This window comes from Lysobacter soyae (assembly GCF_019551435.1).
Taxonomy (GTDB): Bacteria; Pseudomonadota; Gammaproteobacteria; order Xanthomonadales; family Xanthomonadaceae; genus Solilutibacter; species Solilutibacter soyae.
Genome location: NZ_CP080544.1, coordinates 672,121 through 696,742 on the forward strand (window position 1 = coordinate 672,121; position 24,622 = coordinate 696,742).

Annotated in this window: 31 protein-coding genes and 1 pseudogene; 8 read left to right on the top strand and 24 right to left on the bottom strand. The window is 59.5% G+C overall.

The features are described from left to right. The 4 genes from rlmM to H8L67_RS03100 are packed head-to-tail and all read right to left on the bottom strand — an operon-like array spanning position 1 to position 3,734. Positions 1-1,044 (bottom strand): 23S rRNA (cytidine(2498)-2'-O)-methyltransferase RlmM, encoded by a 1,044-nt coding sequence (gene rlmM, locus H8L67_RS03085; RefSeq protein WP_220380320.1) that lies wholly within the window; start codon positions 1,042-1,044, stop codon positions 1-3. Continuing rightward, positions 1,044-1,619: a nucleoside deaminase gene (locus H8L67_RS03090; RefSeq protein ID WP_220380715.1), complete on the bottom strand. Its 576-nt coding sequence runs from the start codon at positions 1,617-1,619 to the stop codon at positions 1,044-1,046. Before H8L67_RS03090 ends, rlmM begins: the two co-directional genes overlap by 1 nt. Next, the gene (locus H8L67_RS03095; RefSeq protein ID WP_220380321.1) at positions 1,619-1,993 is read right to left on the bottom strand and encodes a hypothetical protein; all 375 of its coding nucleotides are present in this window, start codon (positions 1,991-1,993) and stop codon (positions 1,619-1,621) included. The genes H8L67_RS03090 and H8L67_RS03095 overlap by 1 nt, the downstream gene beginning before the upstream one ends. A 1-nt stretch (position 1,994) precedes the next feature. After that, the gene (locus tag H8L67_RS03100) at positions 1,995-3,734 is read right to left on the bottom strand and encodes a glutamine--tRNA ligase/YqeY domain fusion protein (protein ID WP_220380322.1); all 1,740 of its coding nucleotides are present in this window, start codon (positions 3,732-3,734) and stop codon (positions 1,995-1,997) included. Between the two features lie 48 nt (positions 3,735-3,782). Here H8L67_RS03100 and msrA point away from each other — a divergent pair, with 48 nt between their 5' ends. Together msrA and H8L67_RS03110 are read left to right on the top strand one after the other, a co-directional pair. Beyond that, a complete protein-coding gene (gene msrA, locus H8L67_RS03105) occupies positions 3,783-4,433 on the top strand; it encodes a peptide-methionine (S)-S-oxide reductase MsrA (protein ID WP_220380323.1) in 651 nt (216 codons plus the stop codon). A 4-nt stretch (positions 4,434-4,437) separates the two neighbouring features. Then, the gene (locus H8L67_RS03110) at positions 4,438-5,334 is read left to right on the top strand and encodes a DMT family transporter (protein ID WP_220380324.1); all 897 of its coding nucleotides are present in this window, start codon (positions 4,438-4,440) and stop codon (positions 5,332-5,334) included. On the opposite strand, the gene H8L67_RS03115 is transcribed toward H8L67_RS03110, so the two are convergent. The 5 genes from H8L67_RS03115 to ahpC form a co-directional block, all read right to left on the bottom strand. Further along, positions 5,321-6,028: a hypothetical protein gene (locus H8L67_RS03115; protein WP_220380325.1), complete on the bottom strand. Its 708-nt coding sequence runs from the start codon at positions 6,026-6,028 to the stop codon at positions 5,321-5,323. The two genes, H8L67_RS03110 and H8L67_RS03115, sit on opposite strands and share 14 nt — an antisense overlap. Before the next feature lie 7 nt (positions 6,029-6,035). Next, positions 6,036-6,938 (bottom strand): LysR substrate-binding domain-containing protein, encoded by a 903-nt coding sequence (locus H8L67_RS03120; protein ID WP_220380326.1) that lies wholly within the window; start codon positions 6,936-6,938, stop codon positions 6,036-6,038. Next, positions 6,935-7,099: a VOC family protein gene (locus tag H8L67_RS03125; protein ID WP_220380327.1), complete on the bottom strand. Its 165-nt coding sequence runs from the start codon at positions 7,097-7,099 to the stop codon at positions 6,935-6,937. Before H8L67_RS03125 ends, H8L67_RS03120 begins: the two co-directional genes overlap by 4 nt. A gap of 4 nt (positions 7,100-7,103) precedes the next feature. After that, on the bottom strand, positions 7,104-8,669 hold the full coding sequence (ahpF, locus tag H8L67_RS03130; RefSeq protein WP_220380328.1) for an alkyl hydroperoxide reductase subunit F: 1,566 nt from the start codon (positions 8,667-8,669) through the stop codon (positions 7,104-7,106). Positions 8,670-8,833: 164 nt separating this feature from the next. Next, positions 8,834-9,397 carry an alkyl hydroperoxide reductase subunit C gene (gene ahpC, locus H8L67_RS03135; protein ID WP_220380329.1) on the bottom strand — a complete coding sequence of 188 codons (564 nt, stop codon included), beginning with the start codon at positions 9,395-9,397 and terminating at the stop codon, positions 8,834-8,836. A 168-nt stretch (positions 9,398-9,565) separates the two neighbouring features. On the opposite strand from ahpC, the gene prmC reads away from it, so the two are divergent. From prmC to H8L67_RS03150, 3 genes and pseudogenes are all read left to right on the top strand, one after another. Continuing rightward, positions 9,566-10,408 (top strand): peptide chain release factor N(5)-glutamine methyltransferase, encoded by an 843-nt coding sequence (prmC, locus tag H8L67_RS03140; protein ID WP_220380330.1) that lies wholly within the window; start codon positions 9,566-9,568, stop codon positions 10,406-10,408. A 41-nt stretch (positions 10,409-10,449) separates the two neighbouring features. Beyond that, entirely contained in the window at positions 10,450-11,397 is a 948-nt protein-coding gene (gene pip / locus H8L67_RS03145; protein ID WP_220380331.1) for a prolyl aminopeptidase, read from the top strand. A 29-nt stretch (positions 11,398-11,426) separates the two neighbouring features. Beyond that, a pseudogene (locus H8L67_RS03150) lies at positions 11,427-11,648 on the top strand (alkylphosphonate utilization protein); the annotation flags it as partial. 10 nt (positions 11,649-11,658) lie between these two features. Here the strand turns inward: H8L67_RS03150 and H8L67_RS03155 are convergent. From H8L67_RS03155 to H8L67_RS03190, 8 genes are all read right to left on the bottom strand, one after another. Then, a complete protein-coding gene (locus H8L67_RS03155) occupies positions 11,659-12,864 on the bottom strand; it encodes a BaiN/RdsA family NAD(P)/FAD-dependent oxidoreductase (protein WP_220380333.1) in 1,206 nt (401 codons plus the stop codon). Positions 12,865-12,888: 24 nt separating this feature from the next. Beyond that, positions 12,889-13,467, bottom strand: a complete 579-nt coding sequence (locus H8L67_RS03160; RefSeq protein WP_220380334.1) for an NUDIX hydrolase — start codon at positions 13,465-13,467, stop codon at positions 12,889-12,891. Between the two features lie 13 nt (positions 13,468-13,480). After that, positions 13,481-14,380, bottom strand: coding sequence for a 5'-3' exonuclease (locus tag H8L67_RS03165; RefSeq protein ID WP_220380335.1), 900 nt, complete (start codon positions 14,378-14,380; stop codon positions 13,481-13,483). A 5-nt stretch (positions 14,381-14,385) separates the two neighbouring features. Continuing rightward, positions 14,386-14,958 (bottom strand): nitroreductase family protein, encoded by a 573-nt coding sequence (locus H8L67_RS03170; protein WP_220380336.1) that lies wholly within the window; start codon positions 14,956-14,958, stop codon positions 14,386-14,388. A gap of 108 nt (positions 14,959-15,066) precedes the next feature. Further along, on the bottom strand, positions 15,067-15,486 hold the full coding sequence (locus H8L67_RS03175) for a DUF3106 domain-containing protein (protein ID WP_220380337.1): 420 nt from the start codon (positions 15,484-15,486) through the stop codon (positions 15,067-15,069). 2 nt (positions 15,487-15,488) lie between these two features. Then, entirely contained in the window at positions 15,489-15,830 is a 342-nt protein-coding gene (locus H8L67_RS03180) for a hypothetical protein (RefSeq protein WP_220380338.1), read from the bottom strand. Then, complete coding sequence (locus tag H8L67_RS03185) at positions 15,827-16,357, bottom strand: RNA polymerase sigma factor (RefSeq protein WP_255556059.1); 531 nt, start codon at positions 16,355-16,357, stop codon at positions 15,827-15,829. Before H8L67_RS03185 ends, H8L67_RS03180 begins: the two co-directional genes overlap by 4 nt. Before the next feature lie 102 nt (positions 16,358-16,459). Then, positions 16,460-16,906, bottom strand: coding sequence for a hypothetical protein (locus tag H8L67_RS03190; protein ID WP_220380340.1), 447 nt, complete (start codon positions 16,904-16,906; stop codon positions 16,460-16,462). Between the two features lie 37 nt (positions 16,907-16,943). Between H8L67_RS03190 and sufT the strand changes: the two genes are divergently transcribed. Then, entirely contained in the window at positions 16,944-17,495 is a 552-nt protein-coding gene (gene sufT / locus H8L67_RS03195) for a putative Fe-S cluster assembly protein SufT (protein ID WP_220380341.1), read from the top strand. 3 nt (positions 17,496-17,498) lie between these two features. Here sufT and H8L67_RS03200 read toward each other — a convergent pair whose 3' ends face one another. From H8L67_RS03200 to wrbA, 3 genes are read right to left on the bottom strand one after another with little or no spacing between them, the layout of a single operon-like run. Beyond that, positions 17,499-17,990 (bottom strand): asparaginase domain-containing protein, encoded by a 492-nt coding sequence (locus H8L67_RS03200; RefSeq protein WP_220380342.1) that lies wholly within the window; start codon positions 17,988-17,990, stop codon positions 17,499-17,501. Positions 17,991-18,041: 51 nt separating this feature from the next. Then, positions 18,042-18,368 carry a DUF2069 domain-containing protein gene (locus tag H8L67_RS03205; protein ID WP_220380343.1) on the bottom strand — a complete coding sequence of 109 codons (327 nt, stop codon included), beginning with the start codon at positions 18,366-18,368 and terminating at the stop codon, positions 18,042-18,044. Continuing rightward, positions 18,365-18,961, bottom strand: a complete 597-nt coding sequence (gene wrbA, locus H8L67_RS03210; protein ID WP_220380716.1) for an NAD(P)H:quinone oxidoreductase — start codon at positions 18,959-18,961, stop codon at positions 18,365-18,367. Before wrbA ends, H8L67_RS03205 begins: the two co-directional genes overlap by 4 nt. Before the next feature lie 86 nt (positions 18,962-19,047). Between wrbA and H8L67_RS03215 the strand changes: the two genes are divergently transcribed. Continuing rightward, positions 19,048-20,316: a YihY family inner membrane protein gene (locus tag H8L67_RS03215; RefSeq protein WP_220380344.1), complete on the top strand. Its 1,269-nt coding sequence runs from the start codon at positions 19,048-19,050 to the stop codon at positions 20,314-20,316. Continuing rightward, positions 20,313-20,897: a TlpA family protein disulfide reductase gene (locus H8L67_RS03220; RefSeq protein WP_220380345.1), complete on the top strand. Its 585-nt coding sequence runs from the start codon at positions 20,313-20,315 to the stop codon at positions 20,895-20,897. The genes H8L67_RS03215 and H8L67_RS03220 overlap by 4 nt, the downstream gene beginning before the upstream one ends. A 2-nt stretch (positions 20,898-20,899) precedes the next feature. Here H8L67_RS03220 and ppk2 read toward each other — a convergent pair whose 3' ends face one another. From ppk2 to hemA, 4 genes are read right to left on the bottom strand one after another with little or no spacing between them, the layout of a single operon-like run. Then, on the bottom strand, positions 20,900-21,679 hold the full coding sequence (gene ppk2, locus H8L67_RS03225) for a polyphosphate kinase 2 (RefSeq protein ID WP_220380346.1): 780 nt from the start codon (positions 21,677-21,679) through the stop codon (positions 20,900-20,902). Between the two features lie 7 nt (positions 21,680-21,686). After that, on the bottom strand, positions 21,687-22,136 hold the full coding sequence (locus H8L67_RS03230) for a GNAT family N-acetyltransferase (RefSeq protein ID WP_220380347.1): 450 nt from the start codon (positions 22,134-22,136) through the stop codon (positions 21,687-21,689). A gap of 60 nt (positions 22,137-22,196) precedes the next feature. Beyond that, a complete protein-coding gene (gene prfA / locus H8L67_RS03235; RefSeq protein WP_220380717.1) occupies positions 22,197-23,282 on the bottom strand; it encodes a peptide chain release factor 1 in 1,086 nt (361 codons plus the stop codon). Continuing rightward, the gene (gene hemA / locus H8L67_RS03240; RefSeq protein ID WP_220380348.1) at positions 23,254-24,537 is read right to left on the bottom strand and encodes a glutamyl-tRNA reductase; all 1,284 of its coding nucleotides are present in this window, start codon (positions 24,535-24,537) and stop codon (positions 23,254-23,256) included. The genes prfA and hemA overlap by 29 nt, the downstream gene beginning before the upstream one ends. Positions 24,538-24,622 lie beyond the last annotated feature (85 nt).

Sequence of the window (24,622 nt, forward strand, 5' to 3'; positions counted from 1 at the left end):
TCACAACGCGCGGCAGTAAACAGTGATCTCCTCGCGGTCGTGATACAGCTGTTTGGCGCGCATCGCCAAGGGCCGCTCGGCCTCGCGTTCAATCACCTCAAAGCAGCGCTGCGTTTCCAGCCAACGCTTTTTCATCGGCAGTTTGAGGTTGAAGATGGTTTGGCGGCACCAGCCTTCACGTATCCAGGTTGCCATCCGCGACGCCACACGCACGGGCTGCTCGACCATGTCGCACACCATCCAATCGAGCGATTGAGGGGGACGCCAGGAAAAACCGTCTTCACGCAAATGCGTCACGCGGCCCGTGTCCATGACGTGCTCACGCAGCGGTCCGTTATCGATCGCAGTGACATGCATGCCTTCGCGCAGCAGCACCCAAGTCCAGCCGCCGGGCGCCGCACCCAAATCCGCCGCGCGCATGCCTTCCTTGACCAAGGCGGTTTTCTCGTTGGCGCTCAACAGCGTCATCAAGGCCTCTTCGAGTTTGAGCGCTGATCGCGAAGGGGCTTCCGCCAGCATTCGCAACCTTGGAATGCCTTGGGTCCAAGGCGAAGCGGCCGTCGGTCGTGTGCTGCCCAAAACGATATGCGTGCCCGACAGCAAGAGCACATGCAAGCGACGTTCGGCTTGTGGCGTCAGCATGCCGGCACGTTTCAATGCCGGGCGCAGCGCATTGCCCAGACTTCTTGCGAGGCCGGATAGCGGTTTGCCGGCGTCCGAATCGGGATGTTCCACCCAGACAGCGTTGAAGCTGAGTCCCTGCAGCGCTGCCAGCATCGGCGAGATGCGATCGGTGGGGTCTGCGATTTTCAATTCCGCGAGCATCGACATCGTGCTTCTGGAAAACACGGTGTCGCGCCATGGCACGGCGGACTCGAGAGACACTGCGTCTGCCGGGTCGACAAAAAATTGCACGTATCCAGATTCGCGTTCGGTCCGCGCGTAGCCGGCAATGCCCGCCGCGGCGGCACGGCCGGTGAACTCGGCCGCCAAATCGGGTTCGAATCCGGCGCGGCACCAAGCGAATGCGCCGGTGTGTTGCATCAGTAATGTCCGCCTTCGCGGCGACTGTAGTCTCGCAAGACTTCACAGGCGGCCTCACGCAACAGGTCACTCTGCAATTGGATGCCGCGCTTGGCCAATTCACCCGGCCAATCGGCAGGTAGCGGGCCTTCGTCAAAGCTTGTCAATGCCATGACATCCTCCGCGCGCGCGCCCACCAACATGCGATCGATACCCGCCCAAATGCTTGCGCCGAAACACTGACAGCAAGGTTGTGACGAGGTGGCCAACGTAATCGGTCCCCACGCGCTGCCGTCCATCGCAACGTTTATGCGCGCACTCTGCAAACGCGATTGCGCCAGCATGAACGCCATCATTTCCGCATGCGCGACAGAGTTCGATTGCGGCAGCACCCGATTCACCCCTACCGAGATCAGTCGGTGGTCTGGCGCAAAAATCGCGGCACCAAAAGGGCCACCCGAGGATTTTTCGACGTTCATGCGCGACAAGGCAATGGCCAAGCCGACCTTGTCTTCATCGGATTCGTAGGTCGCATCGAAGGGAAAGTCGTGCAGCCATTGCGGCAGCGTGATGTGGAGCTGCAAGGGGACCGCCATCATGACGTCGCTCCCGACGCAGCCTGGCACATGCCCTGAACGCAGCTGCAGGCGGAAATCACCGGGAATCCGCACACCGCCATGCGGCCTTCTTTCGAGCACTTGGCCTGTACGGCGGCCGGGTCCACGCGCGCATCTTTGGCGACGCAGGCGGGGTAATGACCACAGCAATTGCCGACATCCTTTACCACGCAATCGGCGTCCGTCTTACAACTGCGCTTCGGCGCTTCAGGCGTGTCCGTCGTGATCGGCCGCTGCACCACGGGCTTCTCGAACGGGTTGGGTCCGACCGCGGCGTCAGGATGTTTTGACGCGGGCGCGGAACATGACACCAAAACGAGCAAGCTAAGCAGCAATGCGAAGACGCGGGGCATGTCAGCGCTCCTTTTGCATCCAGGTGTCGCGCAAAGTCACGCTGCGATTGAAAACAGGAGCCGATGCACGATGGTCTTTGCGATCAGCGACGTAGTAACCGATGCGCTCGAACTGATAGAACGTCTCGGCGGCGGCTTGCGCGGCCGCGGCTTCCACGAAACCGTGCAGCACGTGTTTGGATTCGGGATTCAAATGATCGCGGTAGGTTTTGCCGTCGCTGTCGTCGTCCGGATCGGCGACGTTGAATAAACGATCGTAGTGACGGAACTCGGCCGGCACGGCGGTCTTGGCATCCACCCAATGCAAGGTGCCTTTGACCTTTCGCTCCGCACCCGGCATGCCCGGTCGCGATTCCAAATCCAACGTGCCGCGAAGCTCGACGATATTGCCGTCGGCATCCTTAACCACTTCTGTGCACTTGGCAATGCCGGCGCCGCGAAGTCGCACTTCGCCGTCCGGCACCAGGCGTTTCCAGCCCTTTGGCGGCACTTCGGCAAAGTCTTCCCGTTCGATATAGACCGTGTTTGAAAACGCGACCTTGCGGTCACCGCACTCGGCGTTTTTCGGATGATTGTGGAAGTTCAGCAATTCGGCGTGGTCGTCGGGCAAATTGGTGAGAACGAAACGCAAAGGCTCGATCACGGCCATGCGGCGCTCGGCGCGCACGTCCATGTCTTCGCGCAGGGTGTTTTCCAGTACTGTGTAATCAATGGTCGAATTCTGTTTCGACAAGCCCAAACGCGATACGAACAAGCGCAGCGCTTGCGGGCTGTAACCGCGGCGACGGATGCCTTGCAAAGTCGGCATGCGCGGATCGTCCCATCCATCGACCAGGCCTTCTTGAACCAGCGCCATCAATTTGCGCTTGCTCATGACGGTGTAATCGAGATTCAAGCGGGAAAACTCGATCTGACGCGGCTTGGCGGCTTCGTTCGGGAAGCCCTTCTCGGTGATGGGTGCGAGCAGTTCGGGATGGTCGTGCAGCGCGACGTTGTCGACGCACCAGTCGTACAAGGGGCGATGGTCCTCGAACTCGAGCGTGCACAGCGAGTGGGTGATGCCTTCAATCGCGTCGCTCAGCGAATGTGCGTAGTCGTACATCGGGTAAATCGGCCACTCATTCCCGGTGTTTTGATGTTCGACGTGCTTGATCCGGAAAATGGCCGGGTCGCGCATATTGATGTTCGGCGAGGCCATGTCGATCTTCGCGCGCAGGGTACGGGCACCATCCGGGAACTCGCCGGCGCGCATGCGCGCGAACAAGTCGAGATTCTCTTCGATCGACCGGTCTCTGAAAGGCGAGGGACGGCCGGGTTCGGTCAAGCTGCCGCGATAGGCGCGTACTTCGTCTGCACTCAGATCACAGACAAAGGCCTTGCCGTCTTGGATCAATTTGATCGCGGCCAAATGGAACACACCGAAATAGTCCGACGCATGGCGCAAGTCGTGCCATTGGAAGCCCAACCATGCGATATCGTCCTGGATGGCCTGCACATATTCAGGATCTTCTTTGGCCGGGTTGGTGTCGTCGAAGCGCAAATTGCACTCGCCGCCGTGTTCGGCGGCAATGCCGAAGTCGGTCATGATCGCGCGCGTATGGCCCAAATGCAGATAGCCGTTGGGTTCGGGCGGGAAGCGCGTCTTGATATGCGCATGTTTGCCCGACGCCAAGTCGTCCCGAACAATATTGCGAATAAAGTCCGTGCCAACGGGTGCGCTTGTATCTTCCGGGTTCGACATTGCAGATAATGGGCCTTGAGTCATTCGTCCATTTTAGCGAGGAAAACCATGTCAGGCATTGGCGCGTATAAGCAGCGTATGGTGGGGCCCGAACAGGCACTGCCGGGTCGGTCCTCGGAGATGCCGCTCACCGATCGTCACCATGTGCACGGCCGTCCGTTGAAAACCGCTGCCGGCGAGGGACTCGAGGTGGCGCAATTCGGGATGGGCTGTTTTTGGGGCGTTGAACGCCTGTTCTGGACCCTGCCGGGTGTGCTCACCACCGCCGTGGGCTATGCGGGCGGCTACACACCGAACCCGACGTATGAAGAAGTCTGCACGGGTGAAACCGGCCATCTCGAAGTGGTGCGCGTCGTCTTCGACCCCAAGGTGATTTCGTATGCCGAGTTGTTGAAAGCCTTCTGGGAGTCGCATGACCCGACGCAAGGCATGCGCCAAGGCAACGATCTGGGCACGCAATACCGCTCGGCCATCCACGCCACCACGGAAGCGCAGTTCGAGGCTGCCAAGGCCAGTGCCAAGGCATTTGAAGCCGCGTTGGCAGAAAAAGGCTTGTCGGCGCCCATCAGTACCGAGATCGTTTTTCCGGCGCCCGAGTTTTATTACGCCGAAGACATGCATCAGCAATACCTGTCCAAAAATCCGAACGGTTATTGCGGATTGAAGGGCACGGGCGTCTCTTGCCCGATCAGTTACTGATCACATGTTGAAAGACGTCTCACGCGCGGCCATGGTGCCGATGCTGATCGGCGCAGCCATCATCGGCACCAATGCGTTGATGGTGAAAATGGCGGACATGCCTCCGACGGTCTCGGCATTCTGGCGCATGGCATTTTCCGCGGTCATTCTCGGCATCGCTTTGCTCATGCAAGGCGGCTGGAAAAAGATGTCGCGCCGCGCATGGCTGTGGAGCATCATCCCGGGTATCGCCTTCGCCACGGACCTTTGGATGTGGCATCGAAGCATCCACATCGTTGGGCCCGGAATCTCGACGTTGCTGGCGAACACACAGGTGTTTTTTGTCGCAATTGCCGGTGTGGTGTTTTTTAAAGACCGGCTTGATTGGCGCTATGCCTCGGGCGTGCTGTTGGCCTTCTTCGGGCTTTGGCTGCTGTTGGGCGGCGGCTGGAGCAGTTTGCCCGAGAACTACCATTGGGGCGTGTTTCTCGGGTTGGCCACCGGTCTTGCCTATGCCTTCTACAACGTCGGCATCAAGAAGACGCAGCAGATTTCAGAGCGCGAACACCTGCATGTGAGCGACATGCAGATCCTGTTCATTGCGGCGGCGCTATCAAGCGTGTTGCTCGGCGGCTTTGCACTTGCCGGTGGCGAATCCTTCGCTTTTCCATCAGCCGCCTCCTTTGGCTACATCCTGGCGCTCGCCGTGTTCGGCCATTGTCTGGCGTGGGTGTTGATATCGCGCGCCATGCGCCTTTTGCCGATTGCGGTGCTCGGTTTGCTGCTGCTGTTTCAGCCGTTGGTGGCCTACCTGCTGGATGTCATTTTGTTCCACATCGACACCACGCCAAGGCAATGGGGCGGATTGGCCATCACCTTGGCCGGTATTTTCGTCGCCGGCCTGAAGCCTAAATCGACTTGATCCGAACGCGGCAGACGTAAACCACTTCGCAGGCGCCGGCACCGGAGTCTTCGCGCGTCGTCGAAGAATGCCAACCCCAACCTTTGCCATCCGTGACCGTCACCAAGAATCCGTCGACGCGAACGATGTCGTTGCGTGCGACGTCTGACAGCGCGTCGGCAATGCGCGTGTTTGCCGGGATCATGTGCATGTTGGCGCTGCTGCGTACGATTTCAGCGACCGGCAAGGGCGGTTCCCCGGTCCAGCTGTAGTGATACCAGCGCGATGATTGAGTGATATGGAGTCGATCAATCACGGATGGATCCCGCATGCGTCCCCAACCGAAGGCGATATCCGTCGGGGCAAATCGTGACTCGCGGTCGCTGTCGTAATTCTTTCTGCCGAGGACGCGGCCCTCGACGGCGAATGGCGCGATCGGAGTCGCCGCGCCTTGGGCAAGGGCGAATGCGTTCGGAAGACCCTCACCATCGCCTTGCAATGGTTGCGCGACGGGCGATTGGTCTGCGAACGGTGTCGGACAATCCATGGCCGCGACATCGACCTCGAAGTTTCCGCCGGTGCCCGGCTCGGACGCGGTTGTCGCCGCAAGCACCGCACGCTGTTGGCGGCGGTGATGATCAAGCAAGGCGAAAGAGATAAAAGCGGCGACGAGTGCCGTCAGTAACCACCAAAATCCGCCGCGCGAAATCTTCATCCGCGGCTCAACGGGTCAAGACATCTGCAGCGGTGTCTTGCAACACCGTTGCCAGCTGCTGAAAGAATCCCGCGGCCGGCGCGCTCGCCCGCCATGCCAGCCCGATGCTTCGCACAGGCTGCGCGCCTTCGAACGTACGTACGACCATGCCTTCAGGCCTCGGCTGTCCCTCGCGGACCGCCAGTTCGGGAAGCAAAGTCATTCCCATGCCGGCAGCGACCATTTGTCGCAGTGTTTCAAGGCTGGTGGCGCGAAAACCCGCGCGTTCGCGCGCACCCGACATACGGCAGACCTCAAGTGCTTGGTCACGCAAGCAGTGGCCGTCTTCAAGCAAAAGCAGACTGTGGTCAACCAAGTCACTTGTCTTGACCCGTTTCGCCGTGGCCAACGGATCGTCTGCCGGGGCGGCCAACAAAAAACGCTCGTCGAACAAGGGCGCGACCGTGATCCGGTCGTCGTGCAAGGGCAGGGCGAGTAACGCCGCATCGATTTTGCCGGCCTTCAACTGTTCGACCAAGACATCGCTCTTCTCTTCAATGAGAAACATTTCCAGCTTGGGAAAAGCCGCACGCAATGCCGGCACTGCCAGCGGCAAGAAATACGGCCCGAGGGTGGGAAATGCGCCGAGACGGATGCTGCCGGTGGAAGGATCCTGACTGCTGCGCGCGAGGTTGCGCATGATCTCGGTTTCATCGATCACACGCCGCGCATGGACCAGAATTTCGACGCCGATCGGCGTCAACATGACTTTGCGCGACGTGCGTTCGACCAGCGCCACGCCCAGTTCTTCTTCCAGTTTGCGGATCTGCATGGACAAAGTCGGCTGGCTGACAAAGCTCGCCTCGGCGGCTTTGCCGAAATGGCGGTGTTCAGCCAACGCGACAAAGTACTTGAGATCGCGCAGGTTCATGGGTCTGATGCGCCCTTCAATTCGAAGGCGTTGCCGTCGAGGTCTTTCACGTACAGAGAAAGACCATTGGCCTCCGCGCCGTAAAACGCCACGCTCGCGTCAAGCCCTTTGACGCGAAGGACAATGTGGTCGATCCGCAACAGCTGGAAGGGTCGTGTCATGCCATCAGTCTGCCGGAGTGGATGTGCGGATGAGGTAGTCAAATGCGGACAGCGCGGCAGTCGAACCTGATCCCATCGCCACCACAATCTGTTTGAACGGCTCGGTGGTCGCATCGCCCGCGGCGAATACGCCGGGTATCGAGGTGGCGCCGCGTGCGTCCATTTCAATTTCGCCGCGCGGGCTCAAGGTAATCGCACCTGTCAACCATTCGGTGTTCGGCAGTAGTCCGATTTGCACGAAGCAGCCTTCCACATCGACATTGCGACTTTCGCCAGACACGCGATCGGTGAACTTGAGTCCGCCGAGCTTGCCGTTCTTCTCCACCATCTCCGTGGTTTGGGCGTTCAGATGCACGGCGGTGTTCGGCAGGCTGGCCAGCTTTTTTTGCAGCACGTCGTCGGCACGCAACTTGCTGTCGAATTCGAGCACGGTGACATGGTCCACGACGCCAGCCAAATCAATGGCCGCTTCAATGCCTGAGTTGCCGCCGCCGATCACGGCCACGCGCTTGCCTTTGAATAACGGACCGTCGCAATGCGGGCAGTAGGTGACGCCCTTGTTGCGCAAAGCCTCTTCGCCTGGCACCCCGGTTTGGCGCCAGCGTGCACCGGTCGCAAGGATGATGCTCTTGGCCTTCAAGGTGGCACCGCTTTCCAAGCGCACACCGAACAATCCGCCGGTTTCCGGGGCAGGTATGAGCTCCGCCGCGCGTTGACCGTTGATCATTTCAACGCCGTAGCTCCGCACATGGGCTTCCAACGACGCGCCGAGTTTCGGCCCTTCGGTGTATTCAACGGACGGAAAGTTTTCGATGGACATCGTATCCAGCACTTGGCCGCCGAAACGCTCGGCCACCACGCCGGTACGAATGCCTTTGCGTGCCGCGTAAATCGCCGCGGCTGCACCGGCCGGGCCACCGCCCACCACCAAGACATCAAAAGGCGCCACGTCATTCAAGGCTTCAGCGGCACGTTCCGCCGCACCGGAATCGAGCTTGCCGAGGATTTGCTCAATGCTCAGGCGTCCCGCATCAAAGGGTTCGCCGTTCAAATAGACCGTAGGCACCGACAGGATTTCGCGTTCTTCCACTTCCGCTTGGAACAGGGCACCGTCGATGGCCTCGTGTCGAATGCGCGGATTCAAAACGCTCATCGTGTTCAAGGCTTGCACCGTGTCCGGGCAGCTTTGGCAATGCAGGGACATGAAGGTTTCAAACACATAGTCGCCGTCGAGGGCTTTGACTTGTGCTGCCAACGCGTCATCGATTTTCGGCGGATGACCGCCGACCTGGAGGAGCGCCAACACCAACGAGGTGAACTCGTGTCCCAACGGAATGGCGGAGAAACGTACCTCTTCCGAACTGCCATCGCGGCGGATGGCAAACGACGGCGTCCGCGAATGCGTCGCTTCGCTGAAACTTACCTTGTCGGACAGCGTCGCGATGTCTTCAAGCAAGGCGCGCAATTCGCGCGAGGCGTCGGACCCGTCCAATGAAGCGACCAGTGAAATCGGAAACTGGACCCGCTCCAAGTAGGCAGACAGTTGTTGTTTGAGGGTGTTATCCAACATGGTCATCTCCTTAAAATTCAGGCGAATTCATGGAGCGCGCAAGGCTGCACGCGAGTGGTTTCAAGAAAGCTGGAAACAAGGCAGCGCGCTGCCCTGTTTCCAACCCGCTCAGTTGAGAGGGGTGGGCATTGCACCCGCGGAAGTGCCGCGGGTGCAATCTGACATCAGATCTTGCCGACCAAATCCAGCGACGGGGTGATGGTCTTTTCGCCTTCTTTCCACTTGGCCGGGCACACTTCGCCGGTGTGGTTCGCCACGTACTGTGCAGCCTTCAACTTGCGCACGGTTTCCGTGACGTCGCGGGCAATCGCGTTGTCGTGGATTTCGAGCGTCTTGATCACGCCTTCCGGGTTGATGATGAAGGTGCCGCGCAATGCCAGGCCTTCTTCATCAATATGCACGTCGAACGCGCGGGTCAGTTGATGGGTCGGGTCGCCGACGAGGGCGAACTGTGCTTTGCCGACTGCCGGCGAGGTTTCGTGCCACACCTTGTGCGAGAAATGGGTGTCGGTGGTGACAATGTAGACTTCCGCACCGGCCTTTTGGAATTCGCCGTAATGGTCTGCGGCATCTTCGATTTCAGTCGGGCAGTTGAAGGTGAATGCCGCCGGCATGAAGATCAGCACGGACCACTTGCCTTTGAGGTCGGCATCGGTCACGGTGACGAACTGGCCGTTTTTGTAGGCTTGCGCGGTAAATGGCTTCACTTCGGTATTGATCAAGGACATGAGTGTCTCCTGGGGGGTGGGGTGGAAATCGGGGGTGAACAGACGATGCAACTTCTCTGTGACACCCAGCATAGGCAGAATCAATTGATGAATCAAATCAATTGTTTTAATTCAATAAATAGATTAAATCTATCAATCCACTCGAAATGACCGGTGCATTGGCGAACGATGTCGCACTCAAAGGCTAGAACTCTCCGCGAAACTTTGCGTGAAGCGTCCATGCGCATTCCCGAAACAGAGGCGCGCCATTTGCTCCGGTGGGCGCTTGACGTGAGCGACACTTGGATGTTCCTACATGCGGATGCGCCCATGCCCGACGCGGGTGCACAGAAGTTCGCTTCTGCCATTGAGCGACGCGAGCGCGGGGAGCCAGTGGCCTATATCGAAGGTCGCCGTGGTTTCTGGACTTTGGATTTGGAAGTCAGTCCGGCCACCTTGATACCACGCGTGGAAACCGAACGCTTGGTCGAAGCAGCCTTGGTGGTACTGCCGGAAAATTCCGCGCTCGAGGTTCTGGATCTGGGCACCGGCAGCGGTGCAATCGCCTTGGCGTTGGCGACTGAGCGCCCCATGGCGCATGTGATCGGTGTCGACCTGAGTGAGGCGGCACTCGCGGTCGCCGAACGCAATCGCCAACACTGCGGGGCCGACAACGCGGAATTTATCCAAAGTGCTTGGTATGCGCAGCTCGGTGCACGGAAGTTCCACTGCATTGTTTCCAACCCGCCGTACATCCCCGAGGGCGACGCGCACCTGGCGCAAGGCGACTTGCGTTTTGAGCCGCGTAGCGCGTTGTCTTCCGGCGATGACGGGCTGGATGACATTCGTCTGATCGTGACGGGTGCGACCTCGCGCTTGCATCCGGGTAGCGCCTTGCTGATCGAACATGGTTTCGATCAAGCGACCTCCGTGCGCACATTGCTTGAAACCGCAGGATTTGAGCGCGTCGAAACACTGCAAGACCTCGAGTCGCGTGACCGGGTGAGCTTGGGATTTCAGCGGGGCGCTTGAGCCGGCGCGATAGAATGTCTGATCTTTGTTGGAGATTGGATATGCGCGGTTTGTACCCGGACATTGAACCTTTTGACAGCGGCATGCTCAGCGTCGAAGGTGGCCACACACTCTATTGGGAACAATGCGGCAATCCGGACGGAAAGCCGGTCGTCATGCTGCACGGCGGACCTGGTGCCGGTTGCGGCGCCGCCATGCGTCGCTTCCACGACCCGAAAAAATATCGCATCGTCCTGTTCGACCAACGCGGCGCAGGTCGCAGCACGCCGCACGCCGGTCTCGAAAACAATACGACTTGGGATCTGGTTGCCGACATTGAAAAGATCCGTGTCATGCTCGGTATTGAGGCATGGCAGGTCTTCGGCGGTTCCTGGGGCTCGACATTGGCCTTGGCCTACGCGCAAAAGCATCCGGAACGCGTCACCGAATTGGTCCTGCGCGGAATTTTCATGCTGCGCCGCTGGGAACTCGAGTGGTTCTATCAAGAAGGTGCATCGCGTCTCTTCCCCGATCATTGGGAGCCCTATCGCGATCTGATTCCCGAAGAAGAGCGCGGTGACATGATGGCGGCCTATTCGAAGCGGCTGACCAGCGACGACGAGGCCACGCGCCTTTCTGCGGCGCAAGCCTGGAGTATTTGGGAAGGCGGCACCAGCTACTTGCGCATTCCGCCGGATTACAACACGTCCCATGGCGATCCCCATTTCGCATTGTCATTTGCACGCATCGAAAACCACTACTTCATGAACAAGGGCTTCTTTGAAGTCGACGACCAACTGTTGCGCGATGCGCACAAAATCGCGCACATTCCGGGCGTGATCGTTCATGGCCGCTACGACGTGGTCTGCCCCGTTCAAAACGCTTGGGATCTGCACAAGGTCTGGCCGAAGGCGACGCTACACATCTCGCCGCTCTCGGGGCATTCCGCGTTTGAAGATGAAAACGCCGCCGCCTTGGTGGAAGCCACAGATAAATTTGCCGCCAATTAAGGAAAGCATCGATGTCCCAAGAAGACGAAGACGACATCCTCATTGTCAAAGACAGCAACGGTACGGTCTTGGCCGATGGCGATACCGTCACGGTCATCAAGGATCTCAAAGTAAAAGGCACCTCGGTCACCTTGAAGCGCGGCACCGTGTGCAGGAACATCCGCTTGACCGACGACGAAGACTTGATTGAATGCAACGTCGACAAAGTCAAAGGCTTGGTCTTGCGAACAGAGTTCGTCAAAAAGGCCTGAGCCCGGCGTTTTACAGGGGTAACGCAGCGGCCGTGCCTGCTGCGTGCCCCGATGCCCATGCCCATTGGAAGTTGTAGCCGCCCAGCCAGCCGGTGACGTCAATCACTTCACCGATGAAATACAGTCCCGGCAGGTGTTTGGACATCATCGTTGCCGATGACAGCCCATCTGTGGCCACGCCACCCAAAGTGACTTCGGCGGTGCGGTAACCTTCGGTGCCACTTGCAACGATCGGCCACGCGGCCAGTAGCGATGCGGTATCGGACAGTTGCTTTGCACCGAATTGTTTGATCGGGGCATTGCCAATGGAAAGCTCACACAGGCGTTGCGCAAAGCGTTTGGGAATCACTTCCGACAGCAGCGTTTGCATGTGCGCGTCCGGTCGCGTCGCTCGCCATTGCGCGAGCAGATCGTTGATGTTGTGGTCAGGCAACAAATTCGCAGTCAAGGCTTGGCCTTCGCGCCAATAGGAACTGATTTGCAGAACCGACGGGCCGCTCAGCCCGCGATGGGTGATCAGCATCGCATTGGTGAAGGATTGGCGCCCGCAATGCAATTCCACCGGCAGGGAGACGCCCGCCAAATCTGCCAGTTGCTCAAGGGGTTTACCGGAGAGTGTCAGCGGCACGAGTCCGGCGCGCGTCGGCACCAAGCGGTGATTGAACGATTCGGCAATGCGGTAACCAATCCCGGTCGCGCCCATTCGCGGAATGGACAAGCCGCCGGTGGCAACGATCAATCGCTCTGAAGCAAAGTGTCCCTGCGAAGTGGCGATGGCAAACGCGACGGTGTTGTGTGTCACTGATTCAATGCTGCAACCGGTGCGTATCTCAACGTTGGCAGCCGCGCATTCTTCCAGCAACATCGCCACGATTTGCTTGGACGATATGTCGCAGAACAACTGTCCGAGTTCTTTCTCATGCCAACGGATGCCGTGCGCATCCACCATATCAATGAAGTCGGTCGGCTTGAATTTCGCCAAGGCCGATTTGCAAAAATGCGGATTGGCGGAAAGGAACTGCGCGGGCGTGGTGCCGGTATTGGTGAAGTTGCATCGGCCACCGCCCGACATCAAGATTTTCTTTCCGCAGCGTTCGGCGTGCTCGACCACCAACACCCGACGTCCCAGCCGACCCGCTGTCAAGGCGCTCATCAACCCGGCGGCGCCACCGCCCAACACAACGATGTCATATACCGACGCTTGGCGATCAGCCATGCCTGCAGCATCCGTCAACGCATCTCATGCGTGTGCGTCGGCGCGCTCGGGGTTGGCTTTGCTGCCGTCGGGATTGTGTTCGATCATCCACAGTCCTGCCCAAAGCTTGAGATCCAACTCGAAGCCTTCTGCATATTTTTTCATCAACCAGGCCGGCGCCTCTTTCCGGGGCACATGATGCACGGTGATGTCTTCATCAGCGACCCCGCCGCCTTCGCCGACTTTGGTCAATTGCGTCGCACGCACGAAGGCGATGCGCTCGTTGCTCATGCCCGAGCTGGTCGGGCCGATCAACAGCACGTCGACCTTGCCGGGTCGCCAACCGGTTTCCTCTTCAAGCTCCCGCACTGCGGCCGCTTCCAAGGTGTCGGCGGCGTCATCGTCACCGACCAGTCCGGCCGGCATCTCGATGGTGCGTTTGCCAAGCGGTACGCGGAATTGTTCGACAAAAAGCACTTCATCCTGTGGCGTGACCGCCATGATGAGCACCGCCATGCCGTCGCCGTGCACGCGCTCACAAGATTCCCAATGTCCGCGCTTGACGAGGCGCAGCCATTTGCCCAAATACAAGACTTCGCTTTCTTCATCTGTGTGCTGCGACATCGCGTTTCCCCCGCTAGGCAGTGACGCCCGCCACCGCCAACAACCTGCGGCGGGTGAGTGGGCCGAATTTCAAAGTATCGCAAAGAGAAGTCAATCGGCTGACATCGACCGCCGTGCGCGCAAAGGGCGGCTGTGCCTCACCGACCGGTGCGTGTGTGGCGATGCGGGTCAGTTGTTGAAACAGTCGCGCATCGGCCTGCTGTGCTTTGAGTCGCAACGCGATCCCGTGCGCTCCGCGGATGCGCAAGTGCGGTACTTCGTCCACGCGGTCAAGGAGCGCGTCGAGGCTGTCGAAATGCGAGATCAATTGCGCGGCGGTTTTCTGACCGATCCCTTGAATGCCGGGAATGTTGTCGACCGCATCACCGCACAAGGCGAGATAGTCGGCAATCTGATGCGCGTGCACGCCATGTTTCGCTTTTACGCCGGCGTGCGTCCAGCGCGTATTGCGGGCGAAATCGAACTGCTCGTCGTCGTCTTGCAAAAGTTGCGACAAATCCTTGTCGGCTGAAACAATGATGCCGCGAAAGCCCTTTTCGCGCGCCAACACCATGGCGGCACCGATGAGGTCATCGGCTTCGAATTCGTGATGCGACATCACATTCAAGCCCAGTGCATCGGCAATGGCTTTGCAGGTAACGAATTGCCGCCGCAATTCTTCCGGCGCCGGCGGACGATTGGCTTTGTACTGGGGATACAGCGTATTGCGATAGCAAGAATCCAGAGCTTCGTCAAAGGCCACCACGATGTGCGCAGGACGTTCGCGCTCATGCAATTCACACAGGAAGCGTGCAAAGCCATGCACCGCATTGAGCGGCCAACCGTCTTCGTCGTGCCAAGCATCCGGCATCGAATGCCAAGCACGAAAAACATACATGCTGGCATCCACCAAGTGGACCGCAGGGCGATTCATCCCGCTCACGCCGGCGTCCAGCGTGTCAGCAAATCGGCGGCCTCCGGCCGGATACGCTCAGGCACCGGCGTCGACGTACTGCCGATATGAATATGTCCGACCAAGACTTCCTCGGCACCGACGCCGAGCAAACGAAGGATTTCAGGATCACTGGCAACGACGCCGGTGAGCCATTGCGCGACAAACCCTTGCGCTTGCGCCGCGAGCAGCAAGGCGAAACACACGCAGGCAGCGGTGGCGTAGCGTTCGTGCGCGGGGATTTTCATGTCTTCGCCTTGCGCGGCGACAACCATGACGATCACGGGCGCGTAGCTGAAACGCTTGCGCGCCTTTTCGTACACGCCATCGGCAGCATCCGGATCGAGCGCGCGCATACGCTGCTCCAAGGCTGCGCCCAGCGCCTCACGGGCTTCTCCGCGTATTTCGATGAAACGAAACGGCACGCGCTTGCCATGATCGGGGACGCGTGAGGCCGAGTTCAGCATCCGCAGCAATTGCCCGTCGTCGGGGCCGGGCCCGGTCATCTGCGTGTAAGGAACTGAACGCCGCGCGTCCAGACATTCAAGGCAATCGGTCATGTGTTTTCTTGTAAGAAGCGCCAGGACCATTGTGCCATGCACGCTCCGGCACATACGCGTAAAAACGGCGCCACGCGGGCGCCGTCGGGTTTGCAGTGCAGCGGTGAATCAGCGTGGCGGGTTGGCTTTCAGCCAGGCCGCCCGCTGTTCTGCGGTCATGGAATGCCATTGATCACGCAGCGCACGTCGTGCTTCCGGCGTCATCGTCTTCATTCGCAAATACAGTTCCTTGGCTTCCGCGCGTTGTTCGGGGCTCAGCTTCTCCCAACGATGCATGCCGCGTTGCGCCAACTTGCGCTCGGTCGGCGACATCGACGCCCAATGCTGCGCACGGTTCATCATTTCCGCACGTTGCGTGGGGTTGTCGTTCCAACGGGCGCGCAGCGGTGCGATCAGGACCTCGCGCTGCGCCGGCGTCAATGCCTCCCAATCGGACAGCGATTGCTGCGTTTGCGGGCGCTGCGATTGCGCGTATGCGGGTGTGCCCAATGCCACCAATACGGCGAAGACCAGGCTCGGGAATTTCATACTCATTTCTCCAGATGCAAAGCATTGGCATCGCTGCCAAGCCACGCGTAAAACTCGGGGTCGTTGTCCATCGCCGTGGTCGGCGACGCCACCGGCAAACCTGCCGAAGGCGCCGTGGCGATCGCCGCAGGCGCAGGTTTTCGTGTTGGCGATTGCAGTTGCAAAATGCCAACCGCCGCCAAGGCAAACACCATCGCGCCCGCCATCACCGGACGCCAAATCCCGTGTCGGGCAGGGGTCGTTGCCTGCGGATGCAAGCGGGTGGTGACCGAAAACGGCACGTGGGCAAGTCCGACCGCATGCAAGTCGCGTGCGCGTTGGTCAAGCCTGTGTTCGGTGTTCATGAAAAGTCCTCCAAATACGGTTGCAAAGCAGCGCGAGCACGTGAGAGATGGGTTTTCACCGATCCCTCGCTGCAACCCATGACGCTCGCGGTGGTTGCAACATCCAATTCCTCCAGCACGCGAAGGTTGAACGCTTCGCGCTGACGGGCGGGCAGTTTCCCCATCGCCACCGAGAAGTGTTCGAACGCTTCGCGGTTGTCATGGGCGCGTGCGGGGTCGGCTGACGTATCCGCCCATGCCACGCTCGAGTCTTCTTCCACGCCACCCAACATCCAACTCAAACGAAACTTGCGTCGGCGTTGCATGTCGATGACCCGCGTCCGCAAAATCCGCCAAAACAACGGTGTCCATTCGTTCGACGGCCGGTCGCCATACGCCAACATCTTCAACATGGCGTCTTGGACGGCATCCATGGCGTCCTCCCGGCTACGCAATCCGTATTCGGCAAACCGGAATGCACGCGCGTTCACGTCCTTGAAGAACGCATTGATGTTCGGCCAAGTTTTGGTGTCGATACCCTCGCTCATGCGCGGTACCAAACCGGCGTCCGGACACATCTGCGAGTGATTCCTTCATTGTGACGTGGGTTACATGCAATCAACGCCCGAGGACGCCGCCCGTTGACAGACCTAGACACGGGGGCGCGCCAAATAAGCAGCCAGCAAAAGGGCCGAGGCAAACAGGCAATAGTCGACCGCGCCCAACGCGTGCAGGTTCAAATAGGTGGCGAACCAAAGCCCCATTCGCTGAACGGATTCCTGCGGATACAAACCCAAGCTGGCGCCGAGGAAGCCTGCCGCGATCCACCACCGCGCCAGCAGCACGCACACCGCCAACGCGATGGCGGCCACCCATGGTCTGGACGCACGCTCGGGTGCCTTCCAATAACGCAGGGTCGACGCCAGCAATGCCGCGGCGACCAACGCAAAGCCGCTCAATTCCCGGTCGAAGACCAGTGCCAGCACGGTCCAAGCAAGGGCCAGCACGACCACGGAGACACCCAGGACGAGCAGGGTTGGCAGGCGCCACCGCCCGCGCGGGTCGGAGGGCGATGCGGATTGAGAAGGCAAAGACATCCGTACAGGATAAATGGGAGCGGCTAAACTATGCGTTATGTATTCCCGTAGCAGCGAACCGGTCAAATTCGAGCGCGATTGTGATGTCGTGCTGGTCCCTTCAGGTGAGAACGTGGTGATGCCGGCTGGCAGCATCGGTTACATCACCCAATCCTTGGGCGGCAGTTGGACTGTCTTTGTCGAGGGCAATCTGATGCGCATTGCCGGCAAAGATGCCGATGCCATCGGAAAGGAACCACCCACGCCCATCGAACTTCCCGAAGGCGCGACGGTCGAAGACATCGAAAAACTGGTCTGGCAACAACTGCGCACCTGTTTCGATCCTGAAATTCCGATCAATGTGGTGGAGCTCGGGCTCGTTTACAGCGCCGAGCTCACCCCGGTCGAGAACGCCGAATACCGTGTCGATGTCCGGATGACCCTGACCGCACCCGGCTGCGGCATGGGCGACATCCTCGTCGATGATGTGCGAAGCAAGTTGGAACTGATTCCGACCATCGCGGAAGCCGATGTTGAACTCGTCTTCGATCCGCCGTGGAACCGCAACATGATGTCGGATGCGGCAAAACTCGAAACTGGGATGTTTTAAGCCTCAGCCTTCGCTGGCTTCGAAGCGATTGGCGTCCACGTTCTTGCGGACTTTGGCAGGATCCCAAATCCGGCCGTTCATGGCGATGTACACGCCCGGGGCCAACGATTGCACGGCGCCGACGGCACAGCCGATGTTGAACTCCGCGTCCGAGCCTTCGAATCGCGCGGGATTGAGCGCACCGGTCAAAACCATCACCTTGTTCGGGATGGCGGCCAATACCTTGGCGGTTTCGACCATCGAATCGGTACCGTGGGTGATCAGTACATGCGTTTCGGGCTGCGCCTCGATGGTGGCACGCATCAGTTCGCGATCCCCCATATCGATAAACAAGGAGTCCTTACGCAGTAGCGCAATGACCCGGAACCGGAACGCCACGCCGAGGTCTTCCAAAATCCGTCCGATTTGCGGGTCGCCGACCTGATAGTCAGATTTCGCATCGAAATAGATTTTGTCGATCGTGCCACCGGTGGTGACGATGAGCAGGGAGTCCATGGGTCTTGTTCCAAATTCACGCGTGACACGTAGCGCGAATTATAGCGGTCGTCAGTCGGGGCGCTTGGCGAAGCGTGATTGCATGCCGGGCAGACTGGCGGAAAAAACCACGACGACCGCTAGCAACAGTTCAATCCAGGCCATGCCACGTTCAGGCGCACGCGTCCATGCCACCATGACGCCGTGTGAGAACCAGAGCAGCGCAAACAAAGCCGACCAGAATCCTGCGGTGCGTCGCTTGAGTGCCACACCAAGCAAGAGCAGCGCGACCGGCAGGGCAAAAATGACCAACGCCGCGGGTTTGTGCTGGAACCAAAAGAGGTAGAGAACGCAAAGCGCGGCCAGTGCCCCCATCAAGACATGGCGTGCCCGTTTCATGCGTGCTGCATGGCGCGCGTCACTCGCGCAAGCCGTGTGCCGAGGCCGCGTGCCAATGCCGCCTCGTCTTCAGACAGCGTGTTGTCGTCGCGCGGCCCGGCATAGTGGCTTGCGCCATAGGGCGTGCCGCCGGTCCGGGTGTCTGACAGCGCTGTGCCGTGAAAGGGAATGCCCGTGATCAAGCAGCCGTGATGCAGCAGCGGCACCATCATCGACAGCAAGGTCGATTCCTGCCCTCCATGCATCGAGGCGGTCGAGGTAAAAACACAGGCCGGTTTGTCGACCAAACTGCCGCTGGCCCACTCGGCCCCCAGCGTGTCGATGAAATGCTTGACCGGTGCGGCCATGTTGCCAAAGCGCGTCGGGCTACCCAAGGCGAGTGCCGCACACTCTTCCAAATCGCGCTTGCTGACATAGGGTGCGCCTTCCTCGGGCACCGGCGGCTGCGCCACCTCGGTTTGCACGGCCACCGGGGGCACGCTGCGCAAACGCGCCTGCATGCCGGGCACCTCTTCGATACCGCGGGCGATTTGCCGCGCCAAAGCGGCCACCGATCCACCGCGGCTGTAGTAGAGCACCAGTATTTCCGCCATTCCCTTGTCCGAATCCATCTGTTTCACGCAGCGGACAGTGTACGCAATTCCGCCCAATTCACCCGCAAGCGGTTAGGCTTGGGCGCATGGATTTACGTGAGCGCCTCCACATCTATCACCACCGGATCACCGACCCGATTCGTCGTCGCACATTTCTGCGTTTTGTGGCGGAGCGTTTTTGGGCGGATCGATTGTTTGAATCCGCGGGCTCGTTGGCCTACACCACGGTATTCGCGTTGGTTCCCTTGGCGACCGTGGTCTTCGGCATGTTGAGCGCCTTTCCCGTGTTTGCGAAATGGCGGGTGCAACTGAGTGACTACATTTTCTCGAACTTCGTGCCATCCTCGGCGCGCGAAGTTGAGAAATACGTCATTCAATTTTCCGATGGCGCGGCGCAACTCACCACGGCCGGCATCATTGCCTTGGTCATTTCGTTGCTGATCACCTTGACCGGCCTCGAATCCACGTTCAACCGGATTTGGCGTGTGTCGGTGGGGCGTCCGAAGTTCGGCCGGTTTCTGGTGTATTGGACGGTACTGACGCTCGGCAGCCTGATCGCCGTGGCCAGCCTTGCCTTGTCGTCAAAGTTGTTCGCCTTGACGGTGTTCGAATCCGCGCCCGGCCAAGCGCTGGAACACCTCGCCTTGCGCATCACGCCGCTTTTGATTGAGTTCGGTGCGTTTGCGGTGCTGTACAAAGTGGTTCCGCATCGCACTGTGAAATGGGCCCACGCATTCGGCGGCGCCATTTTCGCGGTCGCCGGATTCGAATTGGTGAAGTGGGGCATCGGTGCCTTCATCGGCAACTTCAGCAGCTACAGCAAGTTGTATGGCGCCCTCGCGTTCGTTCCGATTTTCCTGTTGTGGATGTATCTGGTTTGGGTGTCGGTGTTGTTGGGTGCCTCGTTCGCATCAAGCCTGTCGGCTTTCCGCTATCAACCCGCGTCGCAACGCTTGCCGGAGGGCTTCGAAATCTACGGCATGCTGCGCATGCTCGGTCGCTTCCATCTGGCACGCAAGCAGGGCCACGGCATGCACAGTGAAGAGTTGCAACGACTCGATCCCATGCTCACCGATGCCCTTGTGCAAGACATGCTGGGCTATTTGAATGAAGTCGGCATCGTGCAGCGGAACGAGAACGGCGAATGGTTCCTCTCGCGCGATTTGGACGAAGTCAATTTGCAGGAGCTTTACGTGGCAGGCCGGCTCAGGGTGCCGGTGCATGAGGCGCATTTGCCCTGTCATGACGATCCGCTCGGTAAAGCCGTATTGCGGGTGATCGATGATCTGCGTTTGCCGATGCGCGAGAAATTGAAGCGGCGCGTCTCAAGTATTTATGAAGGATTGGAAGCATGAAATACCCCCGTTTGTCGCTTGCCGCGGCGTCATTGATTGTCGTGTTGGGCGCAGGTGCGTGTTCTCGCCAAACGCCGACCGGCGCGACCGCCGATGCGCCTGAACAGGCAACGCAGGCACCCGTCCCCGCGCCGCCGACGGAGGCAAAAGTAGGCGATGCCATGACGCTGTCGGTACCGACGCTGGATGGCAAGACATTCGATCTGGCAGCGCAACGCGGTCACTGGGTGGTGGTCAACATGTGGGCGACCTGGTGCGGCCCTTGCATCGAGGAAATGCCGGAGTTGTCGGCCTTGGATGCCATGAACGAAGACGTGAAAGTCATCGGCCTTGATATGGAAGACATTGCGCGCGCCGACCTCGATGCATTCTTGGAGAAGCATCCTGTCGTCTATCCCATTGCCGCCATGGATCCGATGCGCCCACCGGCCGGTTTCGGTTCCGTGCAGTTCCTGCCCAAAACCTGGTTGATCGATCCAAACGGCAAGCTGGCGCGTGTTTTCGCGGGGCCTGTGCACGCCAACATGCTGCGTGAGGAAATCGACAAGTCTGCCAAGGCGGATGCAGTCCCGAAAGCTTGACGTTAGGGTAGCTTGAATTTTTTGATCGGTTTGACCACGCCGTAGTGCTCTTTTTTGAGCGGCTGTTTCAGCGCGGGCAAGGCGACCTTTTTCTGCGGCACGACAAAATCCGCCAATGAATCCAGCAGGTGACGGATCATCGTCAATCGTCCCAGGCGTTGGTTGTTGAAGTCGACGAGCGTCCACGGCGCGCTTCGTGTATGCGTAGCTTTCAACATGGCTTCGCGCGCCCGCGTGTATTCCGCGTATTTCTCGCGCGCAGAGACGTCGATCGGCGATAGCTTCCAACCTTTGAGAGGATCTGTGCGTCGTTCGGCAAAACGTTTTTCCTGCGTTTCCTGATCACAAGTCAGCCAGTACTTGCGAAGCAAAAGTCCGTCGTCGACTAATTGCTTTTCAAACACCGGCGCTTGTTTCAAGAAGGCGGACACCTGCGATTCCGTGGCGAAGCCCATCACTTTTTCCACGCCGGCGCGGTTGTACCAACTGCGGTCGAACAACACGATTTCGCCCGCAGCAGGCAAGTGGGCGACATAGCGCTGGAAGTACCATTGGGTCTGCTCGCGCGCGTCGGGTTTGGGAAGCGCAACATGCCTCACCATGCGCGGATTGAGGTGTTCGGTGATGGCCTTGATAACGCCACCCTTGCCCGCGGTGTCGCGGCCTTCGACCACAACCGCGAGACGCTTGCCTTCCGCCTGCAGCCACTGCGAGAGGTGGAGGAGCTCCACCTGCATGGGTTCGAGTAGGGCTTCGTATTCTTTTGAACTCAGTTTCGACATGGCGCGCTCAAAGGATGTGGGAGTACCACTGTGTGTCGTCTTCCTGCCAACCGTTGCCTGTGTACAGTGCACGTGCCGCGGCATTGTCGCGGCTCGTTTCCAGCATGATCGAACGGGCCCCGTCGTCACGTGCGAATGACTTCGCCGCGTCGAGCAGGGCTTGTGCGACACCGCTCCGACGATGTGCCGGGTCGACAAACAAATCATTCAAGATCCAAATCCGCGCCGTGTGCACAGAGGAATACATGGGGTACATCTGCACGAAACCCGCGGGGTCGTTTCCCGTGGTCGCCATCAATACCGTCGATTCGTTGTTGCCGATGCGCGCACGCAGCCAGTCGTGCGCACGACGCACATCAGACTTGCAGCCGTAAAACACACGATACGCATCGAACATCGGCGCCAACTCGTCCATGTCGTCGAGAGTGGCTTGTTTGATCCGGGTTTTTTCGACCATCTGGCGTCCTCCGGTAACTGGGTTGAGCATACCGTGTTCGACGGTAAGTCCGGATGACACTCAGTCTTCGTAGTTCATCCGCGCCAGCGCGTCCGCTTGGGCTTCCGATTGCAGTCGACCGATCAACACGTCGAGGTTGCCCTCCATGACCGCGAGCAAATCGTAGAGCGTGAGCCCTTCCACCCTGTGATCGGTGATCCGGCCTTGCGGGAAACTGTAAGTGCGAATGCGTTGGCTGCGGTCGCCGCTGCCGACCTGCAACTTCCGGTCTGCGGCTTGAGCGGCTTCGCGACGTTCGATCTCCGCCTCGACCAACACCGATTTCAACCGCCGCATGGCCTTTTCGCGATTGGCGTGTTGGCTGCGTTCGGTTTGGTTTTCCACCACGACGCCACTCGGGATATGCGTGATGCGGATCGCCGACTCGGTCTTGTTGACGTGCTGACCCCCTGCGCCGGAGGAGCGAAAGGTGTCCACGCGCAAGTCGGATGGATTGATCTCGAGTTCGACCTCGCCCGCATCTTCGGCAATGATGGCCACGGTGGCGGCGGAGGTGTGGATGCGTCCTTGCGACTCGGTTTCGGGCACACGTTGCACACGGTGCGTGCCTGACTCGTATTTCAATTTGGAGTACGCGCCTTCGCCTTCGACGCGGGCGATGATTTCCTTGAAGCCGCCACGCTCCGCTTCGTTGGCGGATTCGATTTCGACACGCCAGCCTTGGCGTTCCGCATAACGCGAGTACATGCGAAACAAATCACCGGCAAACAGGGCGGCTTCGTCACCGCCGGTACCTGCGCGCACTTCCAGATACAGGCTGCCATCGTCGCGCGCATCGCGCGGCAACAATTGCGCCATGAGTTCGCCTTCGAGTGCGGCAAGGCGTGCACGCGCAGAGGCCATTTCCTCATCAGCCATTTGCCGCATTTCGGGGTCGTCGCGCAGCGACTCGGCGGTCTGCAAGTCTTCGCGCGCTTGACGCTCCGCGGCCAACGCGATGACCACGGGCTCAAGGCGCGCGAACTCCCGCGACAGCTTTCTGAAGTTGTTTTGATCGCCGATCACCGCCGGATCGGCCAACATCCTTTCGAGTTCTTCGCGTCGCTCCGCCAGTGCCTCAAGTTTTCGACGGAGTCCCGGCAGCATCATTCACATCATCAAAAGGAAAGAGAAGGTCGGCAGCCCGAACCAGATCGGCATCGCCTTGGATGGCCGCTTGTCGAATTGCCGCAGTGGGCGAGTGCATGAGTTTGTTGGTCAGCGTGTGCGCCAACTGTTCGATCACGGCTTCAGTGGCGTGGCCCGCGGCCAACTGGGCTTTCGCCTTGGAGACGGCATCCTCGCGGGCACGCTCACCGTGCGCGCGGATCTTTCGGACCGCTTCCTTGCCATGTGCGTTCAATGCCAGCATCTCCATGTAGCGATCGACTTGCAGTTCGATGATGGCATCGGCTGCGGACGCCGCATCGCGACGTGTCTGCACGTTTTCTTCCACGACGCGATGCAGATCATCCACCGTGTAAACAAACGCATCTTTCAACGCCGCCACATCCGCTGCAACGTCGCGCGGCACCGCCAAGTCCATCAACAGCATCGGACGGTGTTTGCGCGCTTTCAAAGCTTGTGCAACATGCGCCTGCGTGATGACGGGTTGCTGACTTGCCGTGGCACTGAACACGATATCCGCAGCGTCCAAGTGGTGCGGCAAGTCTTCCAATGCGATCGCCACGCCTGCGTATTGGCTTGCCAAATTTTGCGCATGCGCCAATGTCCGGTTGGCGAACATCAAGGATTTGGGTTTCAGATTCGTCAGGTGACGTGCGACCAACTCGATGGTTTCACCGGCGCCGACCAACAGGATGTTGGCTTCTTGCGGTCGCATGAAGGTTTCGCGGGAGAGTTTCACGGCCGTAGCCGCCACCGACACCGAGTTGTTGCCCACGGCGGTTTCACTGCGTGCGCGCTTGGCCGTTGAGAACGCATGTTGGAACAGACGGTCCAGGTGCGGCCCGAGGGTGCCGGCACTCTTGGCATCACTCCAGCACTGCTTGACCTGTCCCAGGATTTGCGGCTCGCCCAAAACCATCGAATCAAGGCCGGTCGCCACGCGGAACAAATGGCGTGCGGCGTCGGCATCGCCATGCGTGTACAGATAGGCGTGCAAATCACCATTGCCGGCCGCGTGCGTTGCCAACCAATCGGCCACGGGCGACGCCGACGTGTCGGTGATGGCATACACCTCGGTGCGATTGCATGTGGAAAGCACGGCAATTTCGTGCACGCCCGGTTGCGCCTTCAAGGCCGCCAGAGCGTCACCCAAACGCTCACCCGCAAACGCCACCCGCTCGCGTAGGGCGATGGGCGCAGACTGGTGATTCAAGCCGATGGCATGCAGGGGCATACGTTCAGGCGCTTGGGATAAGCTTCAACATGATGGTTGCCAATTCTAAAGCTCGGACCTGCGGAATGCTTGATTTTTCACTTCG

What these genes read in the sequence shown, in the direction of transcription:
- rlmM (WP_220380320.1), bottom strand. Translation starts at nt 1,044, where the DNA reads ATGCAACACACCGGCGCATTCGCTTGGTGCCGCGCCGGATTCGAACCC.
- H8L67_RS03090 (WP_220380715.1), bottom strand. Translation starts at nt 1,619, where the DNA reads ATGGCGGTCCCCTTGCAGCTCCACATCACGCTGCCGCAATGGCTGCAC.
- H8L67_RS03095 (WP_220380321.1), bottom strand. Translation starts at nt 1,993, where the DNA reads ATGCCCCGCGTCTTCGCATTGCTGCTTAGCTTGCTCGTTTTGGTGTCA.
- H8L67_RS03100 (WP_220380322.1), bottom strand. Translation starts at nt 3,734, where the DNA reads ATGTCGAACCCGGAAGATACAAGCGCACCCGTTGGCACGGACTTTATT.
- msrA (WP_220380323.1), top strand. Translation starts at nt 3,783, where the DNA reads ATGTCAGGCATTGGCGCGTATAAGCAGCGTATGGTGGGGCCCGAACAG.
- H8L67_RS03110 (WP_220380324.1), top strand. Translation starts at nt 4,438, where the DNA reads ATGTTGAAAGACGTCTCACGCGCGGCCATGGTGCCGATGCTGATCGGC.
- H8L67_RS03115 (WP_220380325.1), bottom strand. Translation starts at nt 6,028, where the DNA reads ATGAAGATTTCGCGCGGCGGATTTTGGTGGTTACTGACGGCACTCGTC.
- H8L67_RS03120 (WP_220380326.1), bottom strand. Translation starts at nt 6,938, where the DNA reads ATGAACCTGCGCGATCTCAAGTACTTTGTCGCGTTGGCTGAACACCGC.
- H8L67_RS03125 (WP_220380327.1), bottom strand. Translation starts at nt 7,099, where the DNA reads ATGACACGACCCTTCCAGCTGTTGCGGATCGACCACATTGTCCTTCGC.
- ahpF (WP_220380328.1), bottom strand. Translation starts at nt 8,669, where the DNA reads ATGTTGGATAACACCCTCAAACAACAACTGTCTGCCTACTTGGAGCGG.
- ahpC (WP_220380329.1), bottom strand. Translation starts at nt 9,397, where the DNA reads ATGTCCTTGATCAATACCGAAGTGAAGCCATTTACCGCGCAAGCCTAC.
- prmC (WP_220380330.1), top strand. Translation starts at nt 9,566, where the DNA reads ATGTCGCACTCAAAGGCTAGAACTCTCCGCGAAACTTTGCGTGAAGCG.
- pip (WP_220380331.1), top strand. Translation starts at nt 10,450, where the DNA reads ATGCGCGGTTTGTACCCGGACATTGAACCTTTTGACAGCGGCATGCTC.
- H8L67_RS03155 (WP_220380333.1), bottom strand. Translation starts at nt 12,864, where the DNA reads ATGGCTGATCGCCAAGCGTCGGTATATGACATCGTTGTGTTGGGCGGT.
- H8L67_RS03160 (WP_220380334.1), bottom strand. Translation starts at nt 13,467, where the DNA reads ATGTCGCAGCACACAGATGAAGAAAGCGAAGTCTTGTATTTGGGCAAA.
- H8L67_RS03165 (WP_220380335.1), bottom strand. Translation starts at nt 14,380, where the DNA reads ATGAATCGCCCTGCGGTCCACTTGGTGGATGCCAGCATGTATGTTTTT.
- H8L67_RS03170 (WP_220380336.1), bottom strand. Translation starts at nt 14,958, where the DNA reads ATGACCGATTGCCTTGAATGTCTGGACGCGCGGCGTTCAGTTCCTTAC.
- H8L67_RS03175 (WP_220380337.1), bottom strand. Translation starts at nt 15,486, where the DNA reads ATGAAATTCCCGAGCCTGGTCTTCGCCGTATTGGTGGCATTGGGCACA.
- H8L67_RS03180 (WP_220380338.1), bottom strand. Translation starts at nt 15,830, where the DNA reads ATGAACACCGAACACAGGCTTGACCAACGCGCACGCGACTTGCATGCG.
- H8L67_RS03185 (WP_255556059.1), bottom strand. Translation starts at nt 16,357, where the DNA reads ATGAGCGAGGGTATCGACACCAAAACTTGGCCGAACATCAATGCGTTC.
- H8L67_RS03190 (WP_220380340.1), bottom strand. Translation starts at nt 16,906, where the DNA reads ATGTCTTTGCCTTCTCAATCCGCATCGCCCTCCGACCCGCGCGGGCGG.
- sufT (WP_220380341.1), top strand. Translation starts at nt 16,944, where the DNA reads ATGTATTCCCGTAGCAGCGAACCGGTCAAATTCGAGCGCGATTGTGAT.
- H8L67_RS03200 (WP_220380342.1), bottom strand. Translation starts at nt 17,990, where the DNA reads ATGGACTCCCTGCTCATCGTCACCACCGGTGGCACGATCGACAAAATC.
- H8L67_RS03205 (WP_220380343.1), bottom strand. Translation starts at nt 18,368, where the DNA reads ATGAAACGGGCACGCCATGTCTTGATGGGGGCACTGGCCGCGCTTTGC.
- wrbA (WP_220380716.1), bottom strand. Translation starts at nt 18,961, where the DNA reads ATGGCGGAAATACTGGTGCTCTACTACAGCCGCGGTGGATCGGTGGCC.
- H8L67_RS03215 (WP_220380344.1), top strand. Translation starts at nt 19,048, where the DNA reads ATGGATTTACGTGAGCGCCTCCACATCTATCACCACCGGATCACCGAC.
- H8L67_RS03220 (WP_220380345.1), top strand. Translation starts at nt 20,313, where the DNA reads ATGAAATACCCCCGTTTGTCGCTTGCCGCGGCGTCATTGATTGTCGTG.
- ppk2 (WP_220380346.1), bottom strand. Translation starts at nt 21,679, where the DNA reads ATGTCGAAACTGAGTTCAAAAGAATACGAAGCCCTACTCGAACCCATG.
- H8L67_RS03230 (WP_220380347.1), bottom strand. Translation starts at nt 22,136, where the DNA reads ATGGTCGAAAAAACCCGGATCAAACAAGCCACTCTCGACGACATGGAC.
- prfA (WP_220380717.1), bottom strand. Translation starts at nt 23,282, where the DNA reads ATGCTGCCGGGACTCCGTCGAAAACTTGAGGCACTGGCGGAGCGACGC.
- hemA (WP_220380348.1), bottom strand. Translation starts at nt 24,537, where the DNA reads ATGCCCCTGCATGCCATCGGCTTGAATCACCAGTCTGCGCCCATCGCC.